14 protein-coding genes are annotated in these 19,507 nt (G+C 72.9%); 7 read left to right on the forward strand and 7 right to left on the reverse strand.

Annotated elements, in window-relative coordinates:
• Positions 1–12 precede the first annotated feature (12 nt).
• Genes ABTX60_RS38240 through ABTX60_RS38250 form a run of 3 tightly spaced genes read right to left on the reverse strand, consistent with a single transcriptional unit; the run spans position 13 to position 3,929 of the window.
• On the reverse strand, positions 13–408 hold the full coding sequence (locus ABTX60_RS38240) for a DUF742 domain-containing protein (protein WP_104778870.1): 396 nt from the start codon (positions 406–408) through the stop codon (positions 13–15).
• Positions 409–417: 9 nt separating this feature from the next.
• On the reverse strand, positions 418–852 hold the full coding sequence (locus tag ABTX60_RS38245; RefSeq protein WP_352101540.1) for a roadblock/LC7 domain-containing protein: 435 nt from the start codon (positions 850–852) through the stop codon (positions 418–420).
• Positions 849–3,929 carry a sensor histidine kinase gene (locus ABTX60_RS38250; RefSeq protein WP_352101541.1) on the reverse strand — a complete coding sequence of 1,027 codons (3,081 nt, stop codon included), beginning with the start codon at positions 3,927–3,929 and terminating at the stop codon, positions 849–851. Before ABTX60_RS38250 ends, ABTX60_RS38245 begins: the two co-directional genes overlap by 4 nt.
• Before the next feature lie 419 nt (positions 3,930–4,348).
• Between ABTX60_RS38250 and ABTX60_RS38255 the strand changes: the two genes are divergently transcribed.
• On the forward strand, positions 4,349–4,912 hold the full coding sequence (locus ABTX60_RS38255; RefSeq protein WP_352101570.1) for a hypothetical protein: 564 nt from the start codon (positions 4,349–4,351) through the stop codon (positions 4,910–4,912).
• Positions 4,913–5,234: 322 nt separating this feature from the next.
• Positions 5,235–6,797 (forward strand): APC family permease, encoded by a 1,563-nt coding sequence (locus tag ABTX60_RS38260; protein WP_352101542.1) that lies wholly within the window; start codon positions 5,235–5,237, stop codon positions 6,795–6,797.
• Between the two features lie 45 nt (positions 6,798–6,842).
• Here the strand turns inward: ABTX60_RS38260 and ABTX60_RS38265 are convergent, their stop codons facing one another.
• From ABTX60_RS38265 to ABTX60_RS38280, 4 genes are all read right to left on the reverse strand, one after another.
• Positions 6,843–11,483 carry a coiled-coil domain-containing protein gene (locus tag ABTX60_RS38265; RefSeq protein ID WP_352101543.1) on the reverse strand — a complete coding sequence of 1,547 codons (4,641 nt, stop codon included), beginning with the start codon at positions 11,481–11,483 and terminating at the stop codon, positions 6,843–6,845.
• Between the two features lie 35 nt (positions 11,484–11,518).
• Positions 11,519–12,400, reverse strand: a complete 882-nt coding sequence (locus tag ABTX60_RS38270; protein WP_352101544.1) for a hypothetical protein — start codon at positions 12,398–12,400, stop codon at positions 11,519–11,521.
• 31 nt (positions 12,401–12,431) lie between these two features.
• Entirely contained in the window at positions 12,432–13,958 is a 1,527-nt protein-coding gene (locus ABTX60_RS38275; RefSeq protein ID WP_352101545.1) for a hypothetical protein, read from the reverse strand.
• Positions 13,959–14,221: 263 nt separating this feature from the next.
• Positions 14,222–14,917 (reverse strand): GntR family transcriptional regulator, encoded by a 696-nt coding sequence (locus tag ABTX60_RS38280; protein ID WP_352101546.1) that lies wholly within the window; start codon positions 14,915–14,917, stop codon positions 14,222–14,224.
• Between the two features lie 197 nt (positions 14,918–15,114).
• Here ABTX60_RS38280 and ABTX60_RS38285 point away from each other — a divergent pair, with 197 nt between their 5' ends.
• The 5 genes from ABTX60_RS38285 to ABTX60_RS38305 are packed head-to-tail and all read left to right on the forward strand — an operon-like array spanning position 15,115 to position 19,503.
• Positions 15,115–16,416 carry an MFS transporter gene (locus ABTX60_RS38285; protein WP_352101547.1) on the forward strand — a complete coding sequence of 434 codons (1,302 nt, stop codon included), beginning with the start codon at positions 15,115–15,117 and terminating at the stop codon, positions 16,414–16,416.
• Complete coding sequence (locus ABTX60_RS38290) at positions 16,413–17,240, forward strand: putative hydro-lyase (RefSeq protein ID WP_352101548.1); 828 nt, start codon at positions 16,413–16,415, stop codon at positions 17,238–17,240. The genes ABTX60_RS38285 and ABTX60_RS38290 overlap by 4 nt, the downstream gene beginning before the upstream one ends.
• Before the next feature lie 15 nt (positions 17,241–17,255).
• Positions 17,256–18,014 (forward strand): LamB/YcsF family protein, encoded by a 759-nt coding sequence (locus ABTX60_RS38295; RefSeq protein WP_352101549.1) that lies wholly within the window; start codon positions 17,256–17,258, stop codon positions 18,012–18,014.
• Positions 18,011–18,637 (forward strand): 5-oxoprolinase subunit PxpB, encoded by a 627-nt coding sequence (pxpB, locus tag ABTX60_RS38300; protein WP_352101550.1) that lies wholly within the window; start codon positions 18,011–18,013, stop codon positions 18,635–18,637. Before ABTX60_RS38295 ends, pxpB begins: the two co-directional genes overlap by 4 nt.
• Positions 18,634–19,503, forward strand: a complete 870-nt coding sequence (locus tag ABTX60_RS38305; RefSeq protein WP_352101551.1) for a 5-oxoprolinase subunit C family protein — start codon at positions 18,634–18,636, stop codon at positions 19,501–19,503. The genes pxpB and ABTX60_RS38305 overlap by 4 nt, the downstream gene beginning before the upstream one ends.
• Positions 19,504–19,507 lie beyond the last annotated feature (4 nt).

Here is a 19,507-nt window from a genome sequence, read left to right on the forward strand (position 1 = left end):
CTTCCGCGCTGCTCACAGCGCCCGGAGGCCGTTGATCACGTCGCGCAGAATACTCTCGTCCGGCAGCTCGGCAGGGGGCACGGGCCGGTTCACATGGACGAATTCCGCGTCCACGAGATCTCCGACGAGGACCCGTACCACTCCGATGGGCAGGTCGAGTTCCGCTGCGAGTTCGGCGACCGACTGCGGGATGTCGCGGCACAGTTCGACGATATCCACATGCTCCGGGGAGAGCATGTGGTCGGCTTCCGGATCGTCCGCCTGCGGCTCCGCGACCACGACCGCGATCAGGTCCAGGCGGTGCTGGCCCTGGCTGCTGGTGCGGCCGCGGGTCATGGCGTACGGGCGGACGACCGGCCCGGCTTCGTCGTCGAACCAGTGGCTTCTTCCCTGACCGTCAGCGCTCATGCCATCCCACTACCCGCCTGCGGGCAGATCGGTGCGCGGTGCGGCCGCCAGATGCACGCCCACTCGCTTCACGAGGAGCGTCATCTCGTAGGCGACCTGGCCGACGTCGGAGTCGGCGTCCGAGAGGACGGCGAGGCAGCTGCCGTCGCCGGCGGCCGTCACGAACAGGAAGGCGTCGTCGAGTTCGACGACCGTCTGGCGGACGTTGCCGGCCTCGAAGTGGCGTCCCACGCCCTTGGCGAGGCTGTGGAACCCGGAGGCGACGGCAGCCAGGTGTTCGCTGTCCTCCCTGGTCAGGTCCTTGGACAAGCCCGTCGGCAAACCGTCGCCGGAAAGCACGAGGGCCTTGCGGATACTCGCGACACGGTCCACCAGATCATCGAGGAGCCAGTTCAGCTCCCCCCTGTTGGTCGCTGTGTTGCCGGTCGCCTTCGGTGCGGTCATCGACCGTCCCCCTCTTTCGTTCCTTGTGGTGCTGCGCCGCTGTGGGCGGCATCGCCCGCGGCGTTCTCCTCACGGCCGCGCTGCCAGCCACGCTGGAGCGATGCCATGCGGCTGCGTACTTCATCGGCGTCGCGTTCGACGGGCTCTGCCCTTTCCTCGCTACGCGGCTCCGAGCTCCGCTTCAGTTGCGGAGCCAGGTTGGCCTGCCGGACGCGCCGGGGCAGTGGAGCGGTGCCGGGGCCGGACTGTGGTGCTGAACCGGTTCCCCGGGACGTTGCGTCCGATCCGGCCTCGTGGCCCGGCGCGCCGCCGGTGGTGGCCGGCGTGGAGCCGGAGCGGTGGTCCGATCGTTCCGGGCCGCTCGAGGCGATCTCCGCGCGGCGGGTACGCCTGGGCAGAGCGGACGGCTCCGACCGGTCGACGGCGGCGCCGCCCGGTGAGGCAGGGGACTCCGCCGGGTCCTCGGTGCGGCCGGCCGAGCCGATGCCACGACGGCCCGCATCCGTCCCGCGACGGCGGGCCGGCAGCGGCGGCGGTGTGTCCGGCAGGGCGTCGCCCCGACGGCTGCCGTCCGAGGGGCTCTCGGTGCGGCGCCGAGCTGGAAGCGCGGGTGCGGGTTCGGGTCCCGCCCCGCCGGTGTCGCGACCGGGCGTCGGCTCCTCGCCCCGGTGGCGTGACGGGAGCGCCGAGGTGGCGCTCGCATCCGTTCGACCGGTGGTGCGGGTCGTCTCCTCGTCCGTCCGGCCCCGCCGGGGGCGCTGGCCGGTCACCGGGCGCCCGTGCGAGCTGACCAGCTTGGGGGTGTTGCGGCGGGGCAGCGCGCCGGGGGCGCCCAGCTCGTCGACACTGTCGGTCCGCTCCCCCGTGCCGCGGACTTCGGCGGGCTGCCGGCGCGGATCGGTGCGGCGGCCGGCGCTCTCGTCCGGGTCGCGGGTGAGGGAGTGCCGGGGGCGGAACAGACCGCCGTGTTCACTGTCCTCGTCCTCGATGGCGCCCGGGAAGTCTCCGATGGCGTCCAGGTCGACGGGGGCCTCCAGCTCGACCGGACCGTCCAGCAGGGCGGCGGGCAGGCCGGGGCGCTGCGCGGGCGCGTGGGACAGAGCGGCGCGGCGGCCGGCCTGGGGCTCGTGCTCCGGGGCCAGCTGGGGGCGGTCGAGACGGAACCCGATTCCGTTGGTGTCCGGGACGTCGTCGGTGAGCAGCGTGTCGGGGATGAAGACCACGGCGGTCGTGCCGCCGTACGGGGAGGGCTGCAAGGACACCCGGACGTTCTGGCGCTGCGCGAGCCGGCTGACCACGAACAGGCCGAGCCGGTCGGTGTCGGACAGCTCGAACTCCGGCGTCTCGGCGAGCCGGAGGTTGGCGTCCAGGAGTGCCTCCGCGGCCATGCCGAGGCCACGGTCGTGGATCTCCAGGGTGAAGCCGTTGGCGACACGCTCGCCCAGGACCTGGACGGCGGTGTGCGGCGGCGAGAAGACCGTGGCATTCTCCAGGAGTTCGGCCACGAGATGCGTGAGGTCGGCGACGGCCGGGCCGGTGATGGCGTTCCGGGGCAGGCGACGGACCTCGATGCGCTCGTAGTCCTCGACCTCGGCGACGGCGGCGCGTACGACGTCCATGAGCTGTACGGGCTTGCGCCACTGACGGGAGGGCGCGGCGCCGGAGAGGATCACGAGGCCCTCGGCGTGCCGGCGCATGCGGGTGGTGAGGTGGTCGAGGCGGAACAGGTCGGCGAGTTCCTCGGTGTCCTCGGTCCTGCGCTCCATGGCGTCGAGGAGGGTGAGCTGCTTGTGGAGGAGGACCTGGCTGCGGCGCGCGAGGTTGACGAAGACCTCGGAGACTCCGGCGCGCAACTCGGCCTGCTTGACGGCGGCTTCGACGGCCGCGCGCTGCAGGGTGTTGAGGGCCTGGCCGACTTCGCCCATCTCGTTCTTGTCGTATTCGAGGCGGGGGACCTCGGTCTCGACGTCGACCTGCTCGCCCGCGGAGAGGCGGCGCATGACGCTCGGCAGGCGCACTCCGGACGCCTCGTGGGCCTCCAGGCGCAGCTGCCGCAGATCGCGGATGAGGGTACGGCCGACGCGTACGGACAGGAAGAGGGAGAGCAGGAGTGCGATCAGGCCGAGGGCACCGGCGATGACCGCCTTGGCGATGACACCCACGGCCACGGGGTGGACGCGGTCCTGATAGCGGTCGTTGGCCTGGTCGTTGAGGGTGCCGAGCTCGTCGAGCACGTTGCCGGCGGCGCTGTCCCAGCTCTTCGCGGAGACACCGCGGGGGGTTCCGGCCCCGGAGGAGACAGCGGCTTCCTCGGCCACGCGCAAGGGGGCGGAAGAGGCGTTCTTCCAGAAGCTCTGGTAGCGGTCGCGCTCGGCCACGGGCAGCAGCGGCAGGTTGACGTCGTACATCAGGGTGCGCTGGGCCACGAGGTCGGAGATGTCCCGCTCTTCGGAGTGGGAGATCCTGCCGACGATCAGGGCGGAGCCGAGGAGGGCGTCCTCGCGGGAGAGCAGTTCGCGGGCGCGGGCGAGATTGGCCAGCGCTCGGTACTGCTTGTCCAGTTCGATGTTGTCGACCACGTGCAGGTTGGCGAGGAGGACGTAGCAGGGGTCGACGAGCCGGTTGTAGAGGTCGAGGGCCTGGGTGCGGTTGACGGTGCCGTCCTCGACGCTGCGGCGCAGCGACTCGATGCCGTCGAAGCCGTCCAGGACCGCGGTCAGCCGCTCGTCGGTGTCCGCGCCCATCGCGTCGCGCACGTCGGGGTTCCGGGCGTTGTCGCGGATGCCGCTGACGGCCTTGTCGGTGGCGGACCGGCTGCGCCGGAGCGCGGCGAGACCGTCGGACGCGCGGGGGTCGGCCAGGTAGACGAGGGTCTGGCGGCGTTCTTCCTGGAGGACGCGGACGGTGTCCTCGATGGGGTAGCCGATCTTCTCCACCACGGACGACACATTGAACAGGTCGCTCGCCTCACGTCCCGTGAGCACGGTGGCGAAGGTCCAGATCGCGGTGAGGGACACCAGCGGCACGAGAAGCAGCGCCACGATCTTCCGGCGGATGGACTTCCCGCGAAAGCGCATGGCCTCCCCCAGCTCGGGCCCCCGGCTACCGGGGGTACACATGTGCGTCAACAAACGGCGCGAGCCTACTACCGACCCACAGGGAACTCGAAGGCCGGTCCGGAACCTGAACTTCCGCGCCAGCCGCGAGGCGTGGCGAGTTGTCCGGGCATTGCGGGAGTTGTCTCTCCGAAACCGGTGGTGGCGGCGCGGGTCAACCCACGAGCGACTCGTGGGCGGTTGGCTGAAATTTTTCGGTTTCCGGGAATCTTCGTGAGCGGCCGTTCGTACTTCCCTACGGGAAACGGGGGCGGAATCGGTCGCAGGAGCCGCATCCCGCATCTGGGCGGCGTAAGACAGCGCAAGCCGGGCAGCCACTGGGGAGCACGGGTCTTCGGATGCGAGCGAGCGGTCTGCTGGCGGTGGGGAGTGACACGGTGATGGGCACGGCGGAACGGCGCGGTGCGTCCAGGGCTGGTGGGGCGCAGCTGACGGGGCATCAGGATGTTGATGCGGCCGAACGCGACATCTCAGGGGGCACGGTGGAGCCCTCGAGACACGAGACGGGAGTTCTGCATCGCGGGGCGAGTCGCGGTGCCGGGGAGGGGCGCTACCACCGGCCCCTGTGGGTCGAGGAGCCCGCGCGGCGGCGCCGGCTGCCGGATCCGGTGCGGACGGCGGCCGTACGAGCGGTCCTGCTCATAGCCGTGACCCTGATCCAGGCCATGGTGGCCTTCCTGTGCACGATGGCCGGGTCCTGGCTGGCATTCCCCATGGTGATCAGCAGTGTGGTCAGCACGATCGCCGCCACCTGGGGAGCGCTCGACGTGTGGGTGACACGCCAGGTCTGGAATCAGCGCAACGGCGTGGTGTCCGTGCCGAGCAGCACGGCGCGGGCCCTGCGGCGCGAGCGGCGGCGGACCCGGCGGCAGGAGCGTGCCGCCGAGCGGGCGCAGGGGCGGATACGCCGGCGGGGTGGAGCGGGGCAGTTGTCCCACTCGTGAGGCAGGACGGTGTCGCCGGCGACGACGGTGTGCGGTAGGGCCGTCACGCAGCCGTCGCCGCACGGGACGCCGTCCCTCAGGGCCAGGGCCGAGCCGACGAGGCACGCGGTGTCGGGGACGGCCCCGATCAACACCCGTATGTCCCGATGTCCGGCGGGCAGAATGGGGCGGTTTCAAGCAGTCCGGCGCCGGACGCGAACTCGGGCCCCGGGGCGCGCCGAGTATCGGGAGACGAATTTCATCTGGCGCAACATCCGCCCCACGCATCAGGGTTGGTTCGACTGATCGAACCGAGCCTGAGACACCCATTGGGGAACCGCCCATGAGAACAACCGCAGAGTCGACCGACCCACACGGCCGGGACGACGCCGAACTCACCGAGTTCGGCTACAGACCCGAGCTCAAACGCACCCTCGGCAACTTCCACACCTTCGCCGCGGGGATCAGCTACATCTCCATCCTGACCGGCACCTTCCAGCTGTTCTACTTCGGCTACGGCAGCGGCGGCCCCGCCTACTGGTGGTCGTGGCCGATGGTCTTCGTCGGCCAGTTCATGGTGGCGCTGTGTTTCGCGGAGCTCGCCGCCCGCTATCCCGTGGCGGGCTCCGTCTACAACTGGTCGAAGAAGATAGGCAACCCGCATCTGGGCTGGCTCGCCGGCTGGATGATGCTGATCGCCTCGATCGTGTCCATATCGGCCGTCGCGCTGGCCTACCAGCTGACGCTGCCGCAGATCTCGTCGTTCTTCCAGTTCGTGGGGGACGGCACCGGTACGTACGACGTGGCGACCAACGCGGTCATCCTGGCCGCGGTGTTGATCCTGTTCACGACCCTCGTGAACGCCTTCGGCGTCAAGCTGATGGCGCGGATCAACACGGCGGGCGTGTTCATCGAGTTGATCGCCACCGTCGTACTGATCGTCCTGTTCGCGGTCCACATCACGCGCGGTCCGCAGGTCGTCATGGAGACGCACGGGACCGGCGCGGGTTACGGAAACGGCTACCTGGGCGCCTTCCTGGTGGCCTCGCTGGCCTCGGCGTACGTCATGTACGGCTTCGACACGGCCGCCTCGCTCGGTGAGGAGTCCCTGGACCCGACCCGTAACGCGCCCCGCGCCATCATCCGGGCGATCGTGGCCTCTTTCGTCCTGGGCGGCCTGATCCTGCTGCTCGCGCTGATGAGCGTGTCCAGCCTGAAGGGCGACAAGCTGTCCACGGACGGCCTGCAGTACATCGTGCTGGACGTGCTCGGTCCGACGGCCGGCAAGGCGATGCTGTGGTGCGTGCTGATCGCGGTGACGGTGTGCGCCCTGGCGGTCCACACGGCGGCGGTCCGGCTGGCCTTCGCGATGGCCCGCGACAACAACCTGCCGGCGTCCTCGAGGCTGGCCCGGTGCCACCCGCGGTTCCAGACGCCGGTCCTGCCGACCGTGATCATCGGGATCCTGGCGCTGGCGATCCTGGTGGTCAACATCCGCCAGCCGCAGATCTTCACCGTCGTCACCAGCATCGGCATCATCATGATCTACCTGGCCTATCTGGGTGTCACGGTGCCGCTGCTGGTCGCGCGGCTGCGCGGGAAGTGGCAGCCCGCGGGCGAGGGCCGGTTCTCCCTGGGCCGCTGGGGCCTGCCGGTCAACATCCTCGCGGTCCTGTGGGGTGCGGCCATGACGCTCAACCTGATCTGGCCGCGGGCCGCGGTCTACAACGCCTCGGCTCCCTACCACTGGTACCTGCGCTGGGGTGCGGTGCTGTTCGTCGCCGTCATCGCGGGCGGCGGTTTCGCCTACTACTGGTTCGTCCAGCGGCACCGGACCGGGGTGCTCGCCGAGCACCGTTCCGAGGCCCCGGCCACCGCTCCCGTCGCCGCCCCGGCGGCCGACTGAAGACCGGGGGAGAACCCATGAGCGCCGGGCGTCAGGGAGACCTCACTAGGGCGTCGTGGACGCCGGGCGCTTGTACATCCTGGTCGCCGTGATCTCGCTGTGGACCGCCTCCCCCGCCTGGGGCTGTTGCGGCAGGCCCGGGCGGAGGTGTTCCTCGACGCTGATGTACTTGAGGCCGGCCCTCAGGTCGGCGTCGTTGCGCATGCGGATGACGAGGGGGAACTCGGCCAGCGCGGTGGTGTCGAACAGACCCGTGGTGTAGAGGAGCTGCACGCCCAGGGCGTCCGACACCGCCCGCTGGAGTTCCAGCAGATACGTGGCGTTGGCGCGGCCGATGGGGTTGTCCAGGAAGAGCGTGCCGGCGTGCCGGTGTTTGTCGCGGCCCCGGTCGTTTGAGCGCAGCGCGGCCATCGTGCAGTAGAGGGCGATGGCGGCGGTGAGGAGCTGGCCACCGGAGAAGACGTCGCCCATCTGCCCGACGGGGACGCGCTCGGCGCGCAGCACGGCGTCCGGCTTGAGGATCTCCACGGCGACGCCCTTGGGCTGCAGCGCCGCGGCGACGCCCCGCAGCAGCAGGGACATGCCGTCGCGGCGCAGGTCGGAGTTCTTCTTGACGGCGGCGCGGGTCGCCTCGTCGATGACCTCGCCGAGCCGCTCGGTGAGGGTGGCCTGGTCGGGTTCCTCGAAGCGGATGCGGAGGAACTCCTGCCCCGACCATTCGCCCAGACCTTCCGGCAGTCGCGAGAGCCGCTGGGCGGAGCGCAGGGTGGCCAGGGCCGACTCGACCAGGCCGCGCAGGCGGTCCACGATCGAGTCGCGGTTGCGCTCCAGCTGTTCCAGTTCGTCGGTCAGGACGCGCAGGCGGGGGGCGAAGGCGTCCGCCCACTTCTGGGCGTGCTCCGGCAGGGCGGAGGCGGGCAGTTCACGGATCTGCTGGCGAGCCGGGGTGCGGACCTGCTCGTAGCGGGTGGAGTTGGCGTGCCGGACGAGGATGTCGCTCGCCTCCCGGACGGCGGCCTCGGCGGCGGACAGGTCGGCGGCGCAGCCGCGCAGCGAGCGCCGGGCCTCGGCGGCCGTCTGCCGGGCCTCCTCCGGGCTGCCGGCGTACGGCTCCGTCTCCTCCTGCTCCTCCTCGCCGGCGTGCTCGCGCAGCAGGTCGCGGAGCATGGCGGCGATCTCGTCGAAGCCGCTCGCCGCGTCCTCGGCGGCCCGGTGGGCGTCGAGGAGTTCGGCGTGTGCCTCGCGTGCCCGGTTCAGCGCCTCGGTGTGGGAGGCCAGTTCGGCCGTGGCGGTGCGCAGCAGGGTCTGCGCGTGTTCGGCGTCGCGGGGCCGGATGTCCTCGGGAAGGTCGGTGTGGGCCTCGCCGTCGTCGGCGGGGGCGAGCCGTTCGGCCTCGCCACGCAGCCGTCCGAGCTGCTCGCTCGCGGTCGACATCCGCGTTTCCAGGAGCTGGACCAGCTCCTCGGCGCGGGCGGCGGCGGCCTGGCGGCTGGGGCCGTCGGAGCCGTCTGGTGATTCGAGGAGCTGCTCCGCACGCGTACGGACCTTGTTGCTCAGCCGGTCCAGCTCCGCGCGGGCCGCGCTCTCGTCGCTCTCGGCACGGGCCTGCTCGGCGCGCAGGTCGGCGCCCACGCCGACCTTCTCGTACAGCTGGGACGCGGCCCGGTAGGCCTCGCGCAGGGCGGGCAGGGAGGCCTTGGGGGTCTGGTCCTCGTCCTCGGGCACGTCGTCGGGAGCGCCCGCGATCTCGGAGCGCTCGGCGCGCAGCGCACGGGCGGTGCGTCGGGTGTCGTCGGCGGCGCGCTGGGCGGCCCGCCGGTCCTCGTCGGCGGCCCGGGCCCGCTCGAGGCAGGCCTGGGCGCTCGCCTCGGACTCGGCTGCCTCGTCGGCCAGTTCGCGCAGCTTGACCTGCCAGCCGGCGCGCTCGCGCAGCCGGAAGGCGAGCCCGGCCAGGGCATCGGCGGAGCGGCGGGCCTTCTGCGCGGCCTCCTGCCGCTCGTCGCGGACGCGCGCGGCCTCGGTGGCGACCTCGTCGGCCTCGGCCCGCAGGGTCCGGGCTTCGGCCAGTTCCGCCTCCGACTCCTCGGCGAACTCGTGGGTGTCGTGGGCGGCCCGGGCCAGTTCGGTCAGCCGGCCGGCGGGGCAGCCGGTGCGCCAGGAGGCGAGCCGGGCGGCCAGTTCACGGTCCTTGCCGAGCCGGGCGGCGAGGGTGCGGATCTCCTCGTCCCGCTCGGTGGCCCGGGCGCGCAGCGCCTGCCGCTCCTCGTCGGCGGCGTGCTCGTCGTGCATGGCCGGGTTCGGCGGCACGAGGAACACGTCGCCGCTGTCGGTGTCGGGGGCCGGGGTCGGGGCGAGCAGGGCGGCGGCGGTGCCGACCGCCACGGCGGAGCGGGGCAGCAGTGCCGCGTCGCCCAGCGCCTCCCGGGCCCGGGCGTGGGAGGCCGGGTCGGTGATGATCACGCCGTCGACGAGTTCGGGCCGGGCGGCCAGCACGCGGGCGTGGTCGGCCGGGTCGACGGCCTGGGCGAGATAGCGCCAGCCGGGCAGCGCGGGGATGCCGTGCTCGCCGAGGAACTCGACCGTGGCCAGCACGTCCGGGCCGGGGGGCAGCAGTCCGCCGTCGCCGAGCGCGCCGAGGATGCGGGAGTCGTCGGCCGCGGCCGTACGCAGCTCGAACAGCTGCCGCTCGGCGGAGGAGACGGAGTCGTCGAGCAGGTCGCGCAGGTCGTCGGCGAAGCGGTCGAGTTCCTCGGGGGTGAGCCCCTGATCGCCGGCGGCCGGCTGCGGGGCCGGGTCGCCGTCCGTGCCGTGCCGGGGCTGCGGGATGCCGGGGCGGGTCTGCGGGGTGAGGCTGAGCAGTTCCGCCAGCCGCTCCTCCCCCGCGAGCGCCTCGGCGGTGCGGCGCTCGGCCTCGTACGACCGCTCCGCCGCCGTGGCCGCGTCGGCGGCGCGTGCCGCGGTGAGTTCCGCTCGGCTCTCGGTGGCAGCGGCTTCGCGTGCCTGCTCCGTGGCCCGGCGGGACGCCTCACGGGCCGCGTCCCAGGCCGCGACGGCGGTCTTCTCGGCGTCGCTGGCGGCCAGGGCCGCGCGGGCCGGGTCGGCGTCGGGTGCGGAGTCGTCGAGCCAGCCGGCCCGGACCGCCTCGGCGGTCTCCTGCTCGACCTCGGCGAGGCGCTGCTTGAGGTGCCCGATCTCGCTGCGGGCGCGCTGTGCCTGGGTGGCGGCGGCGGTGGAGTCCCGGTAGGCGGCGTCGCTGACCTCCTGGAGGGCGGCGGAGCGCTCCTCCTCCTCGTTGGCGTGGCTCTCCGCTTTCTCCGCGGCGGCGTGCAGGGCCCGTACGAGATCGACGGCGGCCTTGGAGCGGGCGGCCAGGGCGGGGGCGGCGTCCCGCTCGGCCTCCTGGATCGCCGCGGACACGCGGGTGACGCGGTCGGAGGCGGCGCGGTGGCGCAGCACGGCCTCGGCGGCCTGCCATGCCGCGTAAAGGGTGCGGGCGTCGGCGAGCTCGCGCTTCTGCGCGGCGGCGGACTTCTCGGCCCCGGCGAGAGCCAGCGAGGCGTGCCGGTAGGCGATTTCGGCGGAGATCAGGGCGCTGCGCTCGCGGGCCGCCTCGGCGTGGGTGACGGCGTACGCGGCGGCGGTGACCCGCTGGGCCAGGTCGGCGGCCCGGACCCGCTCCCGCACACCGCGTGCGGACAACCGGCGGGCCAGTGTCCGGGTCCGGCGCTCGGCCGTGGAGTGGATGTCACGGGCGCGTGAGCGGGCCTCGGCGGCCTCGACGATCCGTCCGAGGAGGTCGACGGACCCGGCGGTGAAGTCGCGTTCCGCGATCAGCTCGGCGCGCCGGCCCAGCTTGTTGCCGAAGCCGCTGACCAGGTCGGCGAGCCCGTCGGTGTCGCGGGTGTCGGTGACGGCGCGCAGCAGCAGGTCGGTGAAGTCGGAATCCTTCTTGACGGCGAAGAGACCGGCGGCCTCGCCTTCGTCGGCGTTCATCTCGCGCTGGTAGCGGAAGAGTTCGGGGTCGAGGCCGAGGTCGCCGAGGTGCTCGATCCAGCGGTCGTGGGTCTCCTCCCAGTGCACCTCCAGGTGCGGGTAGTTCTTGCCCGCCTCCGTGAGGGCGTCGCGGAAGCCCTTCATGGTGCGGCGCCGCCCGCGCGCACCGGACTGGCCCTCGGCCGGGGCCCGTACGGCGGTGGCCTCCGCCACGGGGAGGTTGTCCAGGCTCAGTCCGGGCCCGGGCCGGAAGGAGTACCAGGCCTCGGCGAACTTCCGCGGGTCGTTGGAGACCTGCCGCCCGCGCCACTCGCTGACCTTGCCGACGACGACGCACTCGCCGGTCAGCACGTGCTGCCACTCCAGCGCGACATGCCCGCAGTCGTCGGCGAGCAGGAACTTGCGCAGCACGCCGGAGCTGGCGCCGCCGAGGGTGTTGCGGTGGCCCGGCAGCATCACGGAGAAGATCAGCTTGAGCAGCACCGACTTGCCGCCGCCGTTCTCCAGGAAGAGCACGCCCGCGGGCGCGGGCCGGCGCGGCGGGCCGACCGGTTCCTCCTCGAAGAACTCCGCCTGGGCGGGCGCGGGATCGGGCACGATCTCGCCCACACCGCGCAGGTCAAGCACGGTGTCGGCATAGCGCGCACCGGCGGGCCCGATCGAGTAGAGGCGGACCCGGGACAGCTCGTACATGGCGGACTCTCGTAAGTCTTCGTGAGATGGGGAGTTCAGGAGGAGTGGAACGGCAGCCCGGCGTCGGCGACCAGCTCCAGGTCGTCGCTCTCCTCGGCGGGCAGCAGCGTCGGCGTGCCGTCGGTGACCGGGACGACACCCAGGTCCAGCAGCTCGGCCAGGGCAGCGCTGCCGGCCAGGTCGCGGACCTGGAGCTGGTAGCGGGCGGTCGTGCGGTACGTGCCGCCGTGGTCGTCGCCGGTGCGCTGCAGGAAGCCGGATTCGGTGAGGAACGCGGCGGCCTTGGCGACGATGCCGGTGGTGGAACCGGCCAGGCGGCGGGCGTCCTTGGTGGCGCCGGTCGCGCTGCGCCGTACCCAGATCCGCCAGGCGGCCTCCAGGCCGGGCGCGTCGGTCGCCGGGTCGGTGTTCTCGCCCTGCTCCTCGGCGCGCTCCTCCAGCCGGCGGCAGGCCTGGCGGACGAAGGCGTCGACGCCGTTGACCGTAATCCGGCCGATGTAGCCGTCGTCGGCGAGGTCCTCGGGGCGCGGGTACGCCATGGCGGCGACGGCGAGGTGGGCGAGCCCGTGCAGGAACCGGTCACCGCCGTCGGCGGACGTACGACGCGCGTAGTCGCCCATGCGCACGGCGAACACCGAGTCCTCCGCGGCGGTGACGGCCATGCCCGCGCGCGGGGACACCTCCAGCACGATCAGCCCCAGCCCGGTCGCCACGGCGTCCGCGAGCCGCGCGAAGGGCGGGTCCTCGCGGTAGCGCCGCAGCAGGTCCGCGTACTCCTGGTCGCGGGCGGGCTGCAGCTTGGGCTGCAGCCCGAACGACACGAGCCGAGCCGCGTCTGCGGCGTCGGCGGGAGTGACGGCGGCTCCGGCCGCGGGGGCCGGTCCGTCCGGCTCGCTCCACTCGACATGCTCGCTCACGGTCGGGACTCCTTGTGCCACTCGTACTGACTCATGCTGCTTCCGTCCGGTCCGCCGCCATCCCCGCCGCGTCCAGCAGCGCGGTGCCGACGATCAGATCCGCGCCGCCGAACTCCGGATCGTCCAGCTCGGTTCCGTCGTCCACGGCGAACAGCAGCTTCTGCTCACCCTGGCGGTAGGCCGTGCCGACCGGCGGGCTGGCGGCGTGCACCGCCAGCAGGGCCACCAGGTACGGCAGCTCGGGGTCCTGCCGCCGGGCCTCGGCCAGCAGCCCCGACAGCCGGCGCGGCGCGTCCGCGGGCAGGTCGAGCAGCTCCTGCGCCGCCGCCAGCTGTTCCTCGCTGAACCGGCTGTCGTCCGGCGTGGCGATCAGGTCGGGCTCGGGCATCTCGGCACCCAGGTGCTCGCGCTCCACCGGCGGCGTCAGCAGTATGTCGACCAGGTCCCCGACCCGGACGGACACGGGCGTGCGCAGCCCGGTGCCGCGGCCGAAGAAAGCGTCGGTGACGCGGACGGCCTGCTCCAGCGGGAGCGGCAGCACGGGCGAGAAGAGGTGCCCGTAGAGGTCTGTGCCCGAGGTCGTCAGGGGTGTGGCGAAGGCCTGCCGGTCCTGTTCGGCGCGGAACAGCGGCCCGGCCTCCAGCAGCCGGGACTGGAGCTGGGTGTGCCGGCGGATGCAGTCCTTGACGATGTCGACGAGCTCGGCGGTGCGGCGCTTGTGTTCGGGGTCCTCGGACTCGTCACGGGCCTTGCGGATGTTGGTGAGGATCGCGTTCTCGTGGCGGTAGCGGTCGGCGACGTGCTCCAGGGCCTCGGCGATCATGTCGGGCACGGCGGAGAGCCAGTCCACCGCGCGCACGTTGCGCCGGGTCGCGTCCAGGGCGCGGCGCAGGGTCTCGGAGTACTGCACGGTCCGGTAGCGGGCCTGTTCGGCTGCGAGCTGGGCGTCGGCGAGCCGGCCGCGGCTGATCAGGATCTCCAGCTTGACCTCGGCGGCGATCTGCGCACTGGTGACGTCCGTGTCGAGGGCGCCGACGAGGACGTTGACCGCCTCGTCCGTCGTGCGGAGGTAGACCGTGCCGCCGGGGCCGGGGACCTCTTCGATCAGCTTGAAGTCGTAGTCGCGGCGCACATAGGTGCCGTCCGCGCCGAACGTGCCGTACACGGCGCGGAATCCGCGGTCGACGCTGCCGACGTTGATCAGGTTCTCCAGGACCCAGCGGGCCACCCGCTCGTGCTCGGCGGCGGGGCGCTGTGCGGCCTGGGCGGCGATGCGCGGGATGAGGCGGGCGACGATCTGGTCGTGGTCCGCGCCCGTGTCGAAGTCCATGTTCAGGGTGACCAGGTCGATGGCCGCGAGGGCGACCTCCGCCATGCCGTACACCGAGTACTCGCCGGCCAGGTTGGCCTTGCGCGCGTCCAGGTCGTGCAGCGGCGCGGTGCAGGCGAGCGCGCGCAGGCGCCGCGCCAGGCCCTCGTCGGCGGCCGGCCCCGGGGCGGGGCGCGGCCCCGCGCTGAGCTGGGGCGGAACGCTGTCCGTCGATGCAGGCGAAGTCACGGTGCACAGACTAGGTCCTGGGTCTGACAACCACCCAAACGACGCGGTACGCCCTTGGGGCCGCGCCCCTCAGCGCCGACCCGCCGCCCGGTACACCCCTGGATCCGCGGCCCTCGGCCGTCTTCGCCGACCCGCCGCCGGTACACCCCAGGAACCGCGGCCCTCGGCCGTCTTCGCCGACCCGCCGCCGGTACACCCCAGGAACCGCGGTCCTCAGCCCTCCTCGCCGACCCGCCGCCGGTACACCCCAGGAACCGCGGTCCTCAGCCCTCCTCGCCGACCCGCCGCCGGTACACCTCGACCACGCGGTCCAGCGAGTCGTCGAGGTATCCCGCGAGCAGGGTCTCGGCCTTCTTGCGGTCCCCGGCCTGAAGAGCCTCAAGAATTGCGACATTTCGCGCAATATAGGGCTCGTGCAGCCGCTGCGGCTCGTCCACCACGTGGAACGCCAGCCGCAGTTCGGCGAAGACGCTCCGCATCAGCTCGGCGGTGCGCTCGCTCGCGGCGAGGGCGACCAGTTCCCGGTGGAAGTGGATGTTGGCCGTACCCACTCCTTTCCAGTCACCTTCCCCGGCCGCCGCCCGTCCCTCCGCGACCGCCCCGGCGAGCCCGTCCAGGGCGTACGGCGGCTCACCGAGGCCCCGGACGACGGCGCACTCGACGAGCCGCCGGGTGCGGTAGATGTCCTCGACGTCCTCCACGGTCAGGACCCGGACGAAGACCCCGCGGTTCAGCTCGTGGACGAGCAGCCGCTCGTGCGTGAGCAGCCGGAACGCCTCGCGCAGGGTGTTGCGGGAGACGCCGAGCGCACCGCCGATGCTGTCCTCCGACAGACGGGTGCCCGGCGGGAAGTACCCCTCGGCGATCCGGCTCCTGAGGATGTCCGAGACCCGTTCCGCGGTGCTGGTGCGCCCCAGGAGGGCCCGGTCGTCGGCGAGGTCCTTCAGCTGCTCTGCCATGCCGGAATTCAATCGCAGATCGCAAGAACGAACCAACACGGGTATTGAAGGATCGTTGAACAATCCTCTACGGTGCTACGCACAGCGTCGCGGCGACGGGGCCGCTTTCCCCGCCGCTCCCCCATCGCGGCGCCGACCGCCTCCGTACGGCACGGCTCACCCCGAAGCACCCTCCGTCCTCCCTCTGCGAGGTGCCCATGAGCTCGACCCCTCCACCGCAGGCCCTGACCGACGAAGCACGCCCCTCGACGACCGAACGCGCCTCGGACGACGGGGCGTTCGGCTGGCTGCGCGCCCTGGGCCCGCGCGGCCGCCGCGCCTTCGCCGGTGCCTTCGGCGGCTATGCCCTGGACTCGTACGACTACTTCACGCTGCCGCTCAGCATGGTCGCGCTGTCCGCCTACTTCGGCCTGAACAGCGGCCAGACGGGGCTCTTCACCACGGTCACGCTGGTGGTCTCCGCGGTCGGCGGCGCCCTGGCGGGCGTGCTCGCGGACCGCGTCGGCCGGGTGAAGGCGCTGATGCTCACGGTGATCACGTACGCGGTGTTCACCGTGGCCTGCGGTTTCGCGCCCAACTACGAGACGCTGCTGGTCTTCCGCGCGCTCCAGGGCCTCGGATTCGGCGGCGAGTGGGCCGTCGGCGCGATCCTGGTCGCCGAGTACGCGAGCGCCAAGAATCGAGGGCGCACGCTCGGCGCGATCCAGAGCTCCTGGGCCGTGGGCTGGGGCCTCGCCGTGATCGTGTACACCCTGGTCTTCTCGGTGGCCGGCGACGACCTGGCCTGGCGCATCATGTTCTGGACCGGCGCGCTGCCCGCGCTGCTCGTCATCTGGCTGCGGCGCAGTGTGCACGACGCCCCCGAGGCCGCCGCGGCGCGTGAACAGAGCGCCGAGAAGGGCTCCTTCACGGCGATCTTCAAGCCCGGCCTGCTGCGGATCACCCTCTTCGCGGGACTGCTCTCGACCGGGGTCCAGGGCGGCTACTACACGCTGGCCACCTGGGTGCCGACGTATCTGAAGTCCGAGCGCGACCTGTCGGTCGTCGGCACCGGCGGCTATCTGACGTTCCTCATCTCGGGCGCCTTCATCGGCTATCTGACCGGTGGCTACCTCACCGACAAGCTGGGCCGGCGGCGCAACATCTGGCTCTTCGCCCTGCTGTCGGCGCTGTGCATCCTGGCGTACGCGAACATCCCGAGCGGCGCCAACACCCTGCTCCTGGTGCTCGGTTTCCCGCTCGGGTTCTGCATGTCGGCGATCTTCAGCGGCTTCGGCTCCTACCTGAGCGAGCTGTACCCGACGGCGGTGCGCGGGACGGGGCAGGGATTCACGTACAACACCGGCCGCGCGGTGGGTGCCGTGTTCCCCACCATGGTCGGGTTCCTGGCCGACAGCTGGGGCGTCGGCGGCGCGCTGGTCTTCGGCGCGATCGGCTACGGCATCGCGGCGCTGGCGCTGCTCGGGCTGCCCGAGACGCGCGGGAAGGAGCTCGCGTGAACCGCACCGGCACCGAGGACCGCCCCCTGCTCCTCGTGGACGAGCACGCGCGCGCGTGGAGCCCCGCGACGGCCCGGGCCCGCTTCCGGGAAGGCCTCACGGGGCCCACGGCAGGCGTCGCGGCCGGCCACACCCAGGTCAACCTGATCTCGGTGCCGGCCGACTGGGCCTACGACATGCTGCTGTTCTGCCAGCGCAACCCCAAGCCCTGCCCGGTGCTCGACGTCACGGACGCCGGCTCCTGGAGCACCGTGCTGGCCGACGGCGCGGACCTGCGCACCGACCTGCCGCGCTACCGGGTGTGGCGGGACGGCGAGCTGGTGGACGAACCGACGGACGTGCGCGCGTACTGGCGGGACGACCTGGTGACGTTCCTCATCGGGTGCAGCTTCACCTTCGAGTGGGCGCTGGGAGAGGCCGGCGTGCCGATCCGCCACGTCGAGCAGGGCCGCAACGTCCCCATGTACGTGACGAGCCGCCAGTGCCGTCCGGCGGGGCGGTTGCACGGGCCGCTGGTGGTGTCCATGCGGCCGGTGCCGCCCCGGCAGCTGGCGGCGGCGATCCGGGAGAGCAGCCTCATGCCCGCGGTGCACGGCAGCCCCGTGCACTGCGGCGATCCCTCCGGGCTCGGCATCGCCGACCTCCGCCGCCCCGACTTCGGGGATCCGGTGGACACCGAGCCGGACGACATCCCGGTGTTCTGGGCGTGCGGAGTGACCCCGCAGGCGGCCGTGACGGCCTCGCGGCCGCCGTTCGCCCTCACGCATGCCCCGGGGCAGATGTTCCTCACCGACGCCCGCGACGAGCAGTACCGCGTGGCCTGACAGGAGACACGGCACATGACCTCGATCGACCTGAACGCCGACCTCGGCGAGGGCTTCGGCCGCTGGCGGCTCACCGACGACGAACGGCTGCTGTCCGTCGTCACCAGCGCCAACGTGGCGTGCGGCTTCCACGCCGGGGACGCGGTCACGATGCGCCGGGTGTGCGAGCTGGCGGCCGAGCGCGGGGTCCGGATCGGCGCCCAGGTGTCCTACCGGGACCTGGCCGGGTTCGGGCGGCGCGCGATGGACGTGCCGCCCGCCGAGCTGGCGGCCGAAGTCGCTTACCAGATCGGCGCGTTGCAGGTATTCGCACAGGCTGCGGGCGCTCGCGTGGCCTACGTCAAACCGCACGGCGCGCTCTACAACCGGGTCGTGCAGGACGAGGAGCAGGCCGCCGCTGTCGTCGACGGCGTGCTCCTCGCGGACGCCGCGCTGCCCGTGCTCGGACTGCCCGGCTCGCGCCTGCTGACGCTCGCCGGGAAGGCCGGACTGCCGGTCGTCACCGAGGCGTTCGCGGACCGGGCCTACACCGACGCGGGCACCCTGGTACCGCGCACCCTGGAGGGCGCCGTGGTCACCGACCCGGACGCCGTCGTGGAACGCTCCCTCGGCCTGGCCCGTTCCGGCGAGGTCGTCTCCCACTCGGGGACGCGCATCGAGGTGCGCGCGCGTTCGCTGTGCCTGCACGGCGACACCCCGGGCGCGGTCGAGCTGGCCCGCCGGGTGCGCGAGCGGCTGGAGGCCTCGGGGGTCCGGGTGGAGGCCTTCGCATGAACGTGCTGCCCGTCGGCGAGGACGCCCTGCTCGTCGAAGTCTCGTCGGACGACGAGGCCCAGTCCCTGCACGCGGAGCTGCTGCGGCGCCGTGCGGAGGGAACGCTCTCGGCCCGCGAGATCGTGCCCGCGGCCCGCACGGTCCTCGTCGACGGCCTCGACGCCCCCACCCGGCTGGCCGCCGAACTGACCGCCGCGGAGCTGCCGTCCGCTCCCCCACGCGCGCGTGCGGTCGTCGAGATCCCGGTGCGCTACGACGGGCCGGACCTCGGCGACGTCGCCGCGCACTGGGGCGTTCCGGAGAGCGAGGTCGCCCGCATCCACGCGGAGACGGAGTTCCGGGTCGCTTTCTGTGGCTTCGCACCCGGGTTCGGCTACCTCACCGGACTGCCGTCCCGCTACGACGTCCCACGCCGGGCCACTCCGCGCACGGCCGTCCCGGCGGGGTCGGTCGCGCTGGCGGGCCCGTACACCGGCGTGTACCCGCGCTCGTCGCCGGGCGGCTGGCAACTGATCGGCACGACGGACATCGTCCTGTGGGACCACGCGCGGGTACCGGCCGCGCTGCTGTCGCCGGGCACGCGCGTGCGGTTCGTCCCCTTCACCCCCGAGGCGGGGGCATGACGGACCGTGCGCTCGCCGTCGTCCGGGCCGGCGCCCTCACCACGGTGCAGGATGCGGGCCGGCCCGGCCATGCCCATCTCGGCGTTCCCCGCTCGGGGGCGCTGGACCGGCCCGCCGCGGACCTCGTCAATCGGCTCGTCGGCAATCCGCCGGGGACGGCCGTGCTGGAGACGACCCTCAACGGCTGTTCCGTACGCCCCCGTTCGACCGTCACCGTGGCGGTCGCGGGCGCGCCCTGCCGGGTCACGGTGGAGGGCCGGCCCGTGGCCTGGGGTGCGCCGGTGCGGGTGCCCGCGGGGGCGCTGCTGGACGTCGGGCCCGCGGTGTCGGGTGTGCGCGCGTACGTGGGGTTCGCCGGGGGCATCTCGGTCGAGCCGGTGCTGGGCAGCCGGTCGACGGACCTGCTGTCGGGGCTCGGCCCGCCTCCGCTCGCGGACGGGACGGTGCTGCCCCTGGGCCGGCCGGTGGGCGTGCACGCCTGCGTGGACGTCGTCCCGCAGCCGGCTCCTCCGGCCGAGCTGGTACTGCGCGTGACGCTCGGCCCGCGCGACGGCTGGTTCACGCCACAGGCCGTCCGTACCTTCGTCTCCCGCGCGTTCAGGGTGTCGTCCGCGAGCAACCGCATCGGGCTGCGCACGGAGGGACCCGCCCTGGAGCGGGCCAGGCCCGGCGAACTGCCCAGCGAGGGCATGGTGCTGGGCGCCGTGCAGGTGCCGCCGGACGGCAGACCGGTGGTGTTCCTGGCCGACCACCCGACCACCGGGGGCTACCCGGTGATCGCCGTGGTCCGCACGGCCGACCTCCCGGCCGCCGCCCAGGCGGTTCCCGGCACGCCGGTCCGCTTCGTGGCCGTACGCCGCCGCTGAAGGG

This window comes from Streptomyces sp. NPDC126510 (genome assembly GCF_040302345.1).
Classification (GTDB): Bacteria; Actinomycetota; Actinomycetes; order Streptomycetales; family Streptomycetaceae; genus Streptomyces.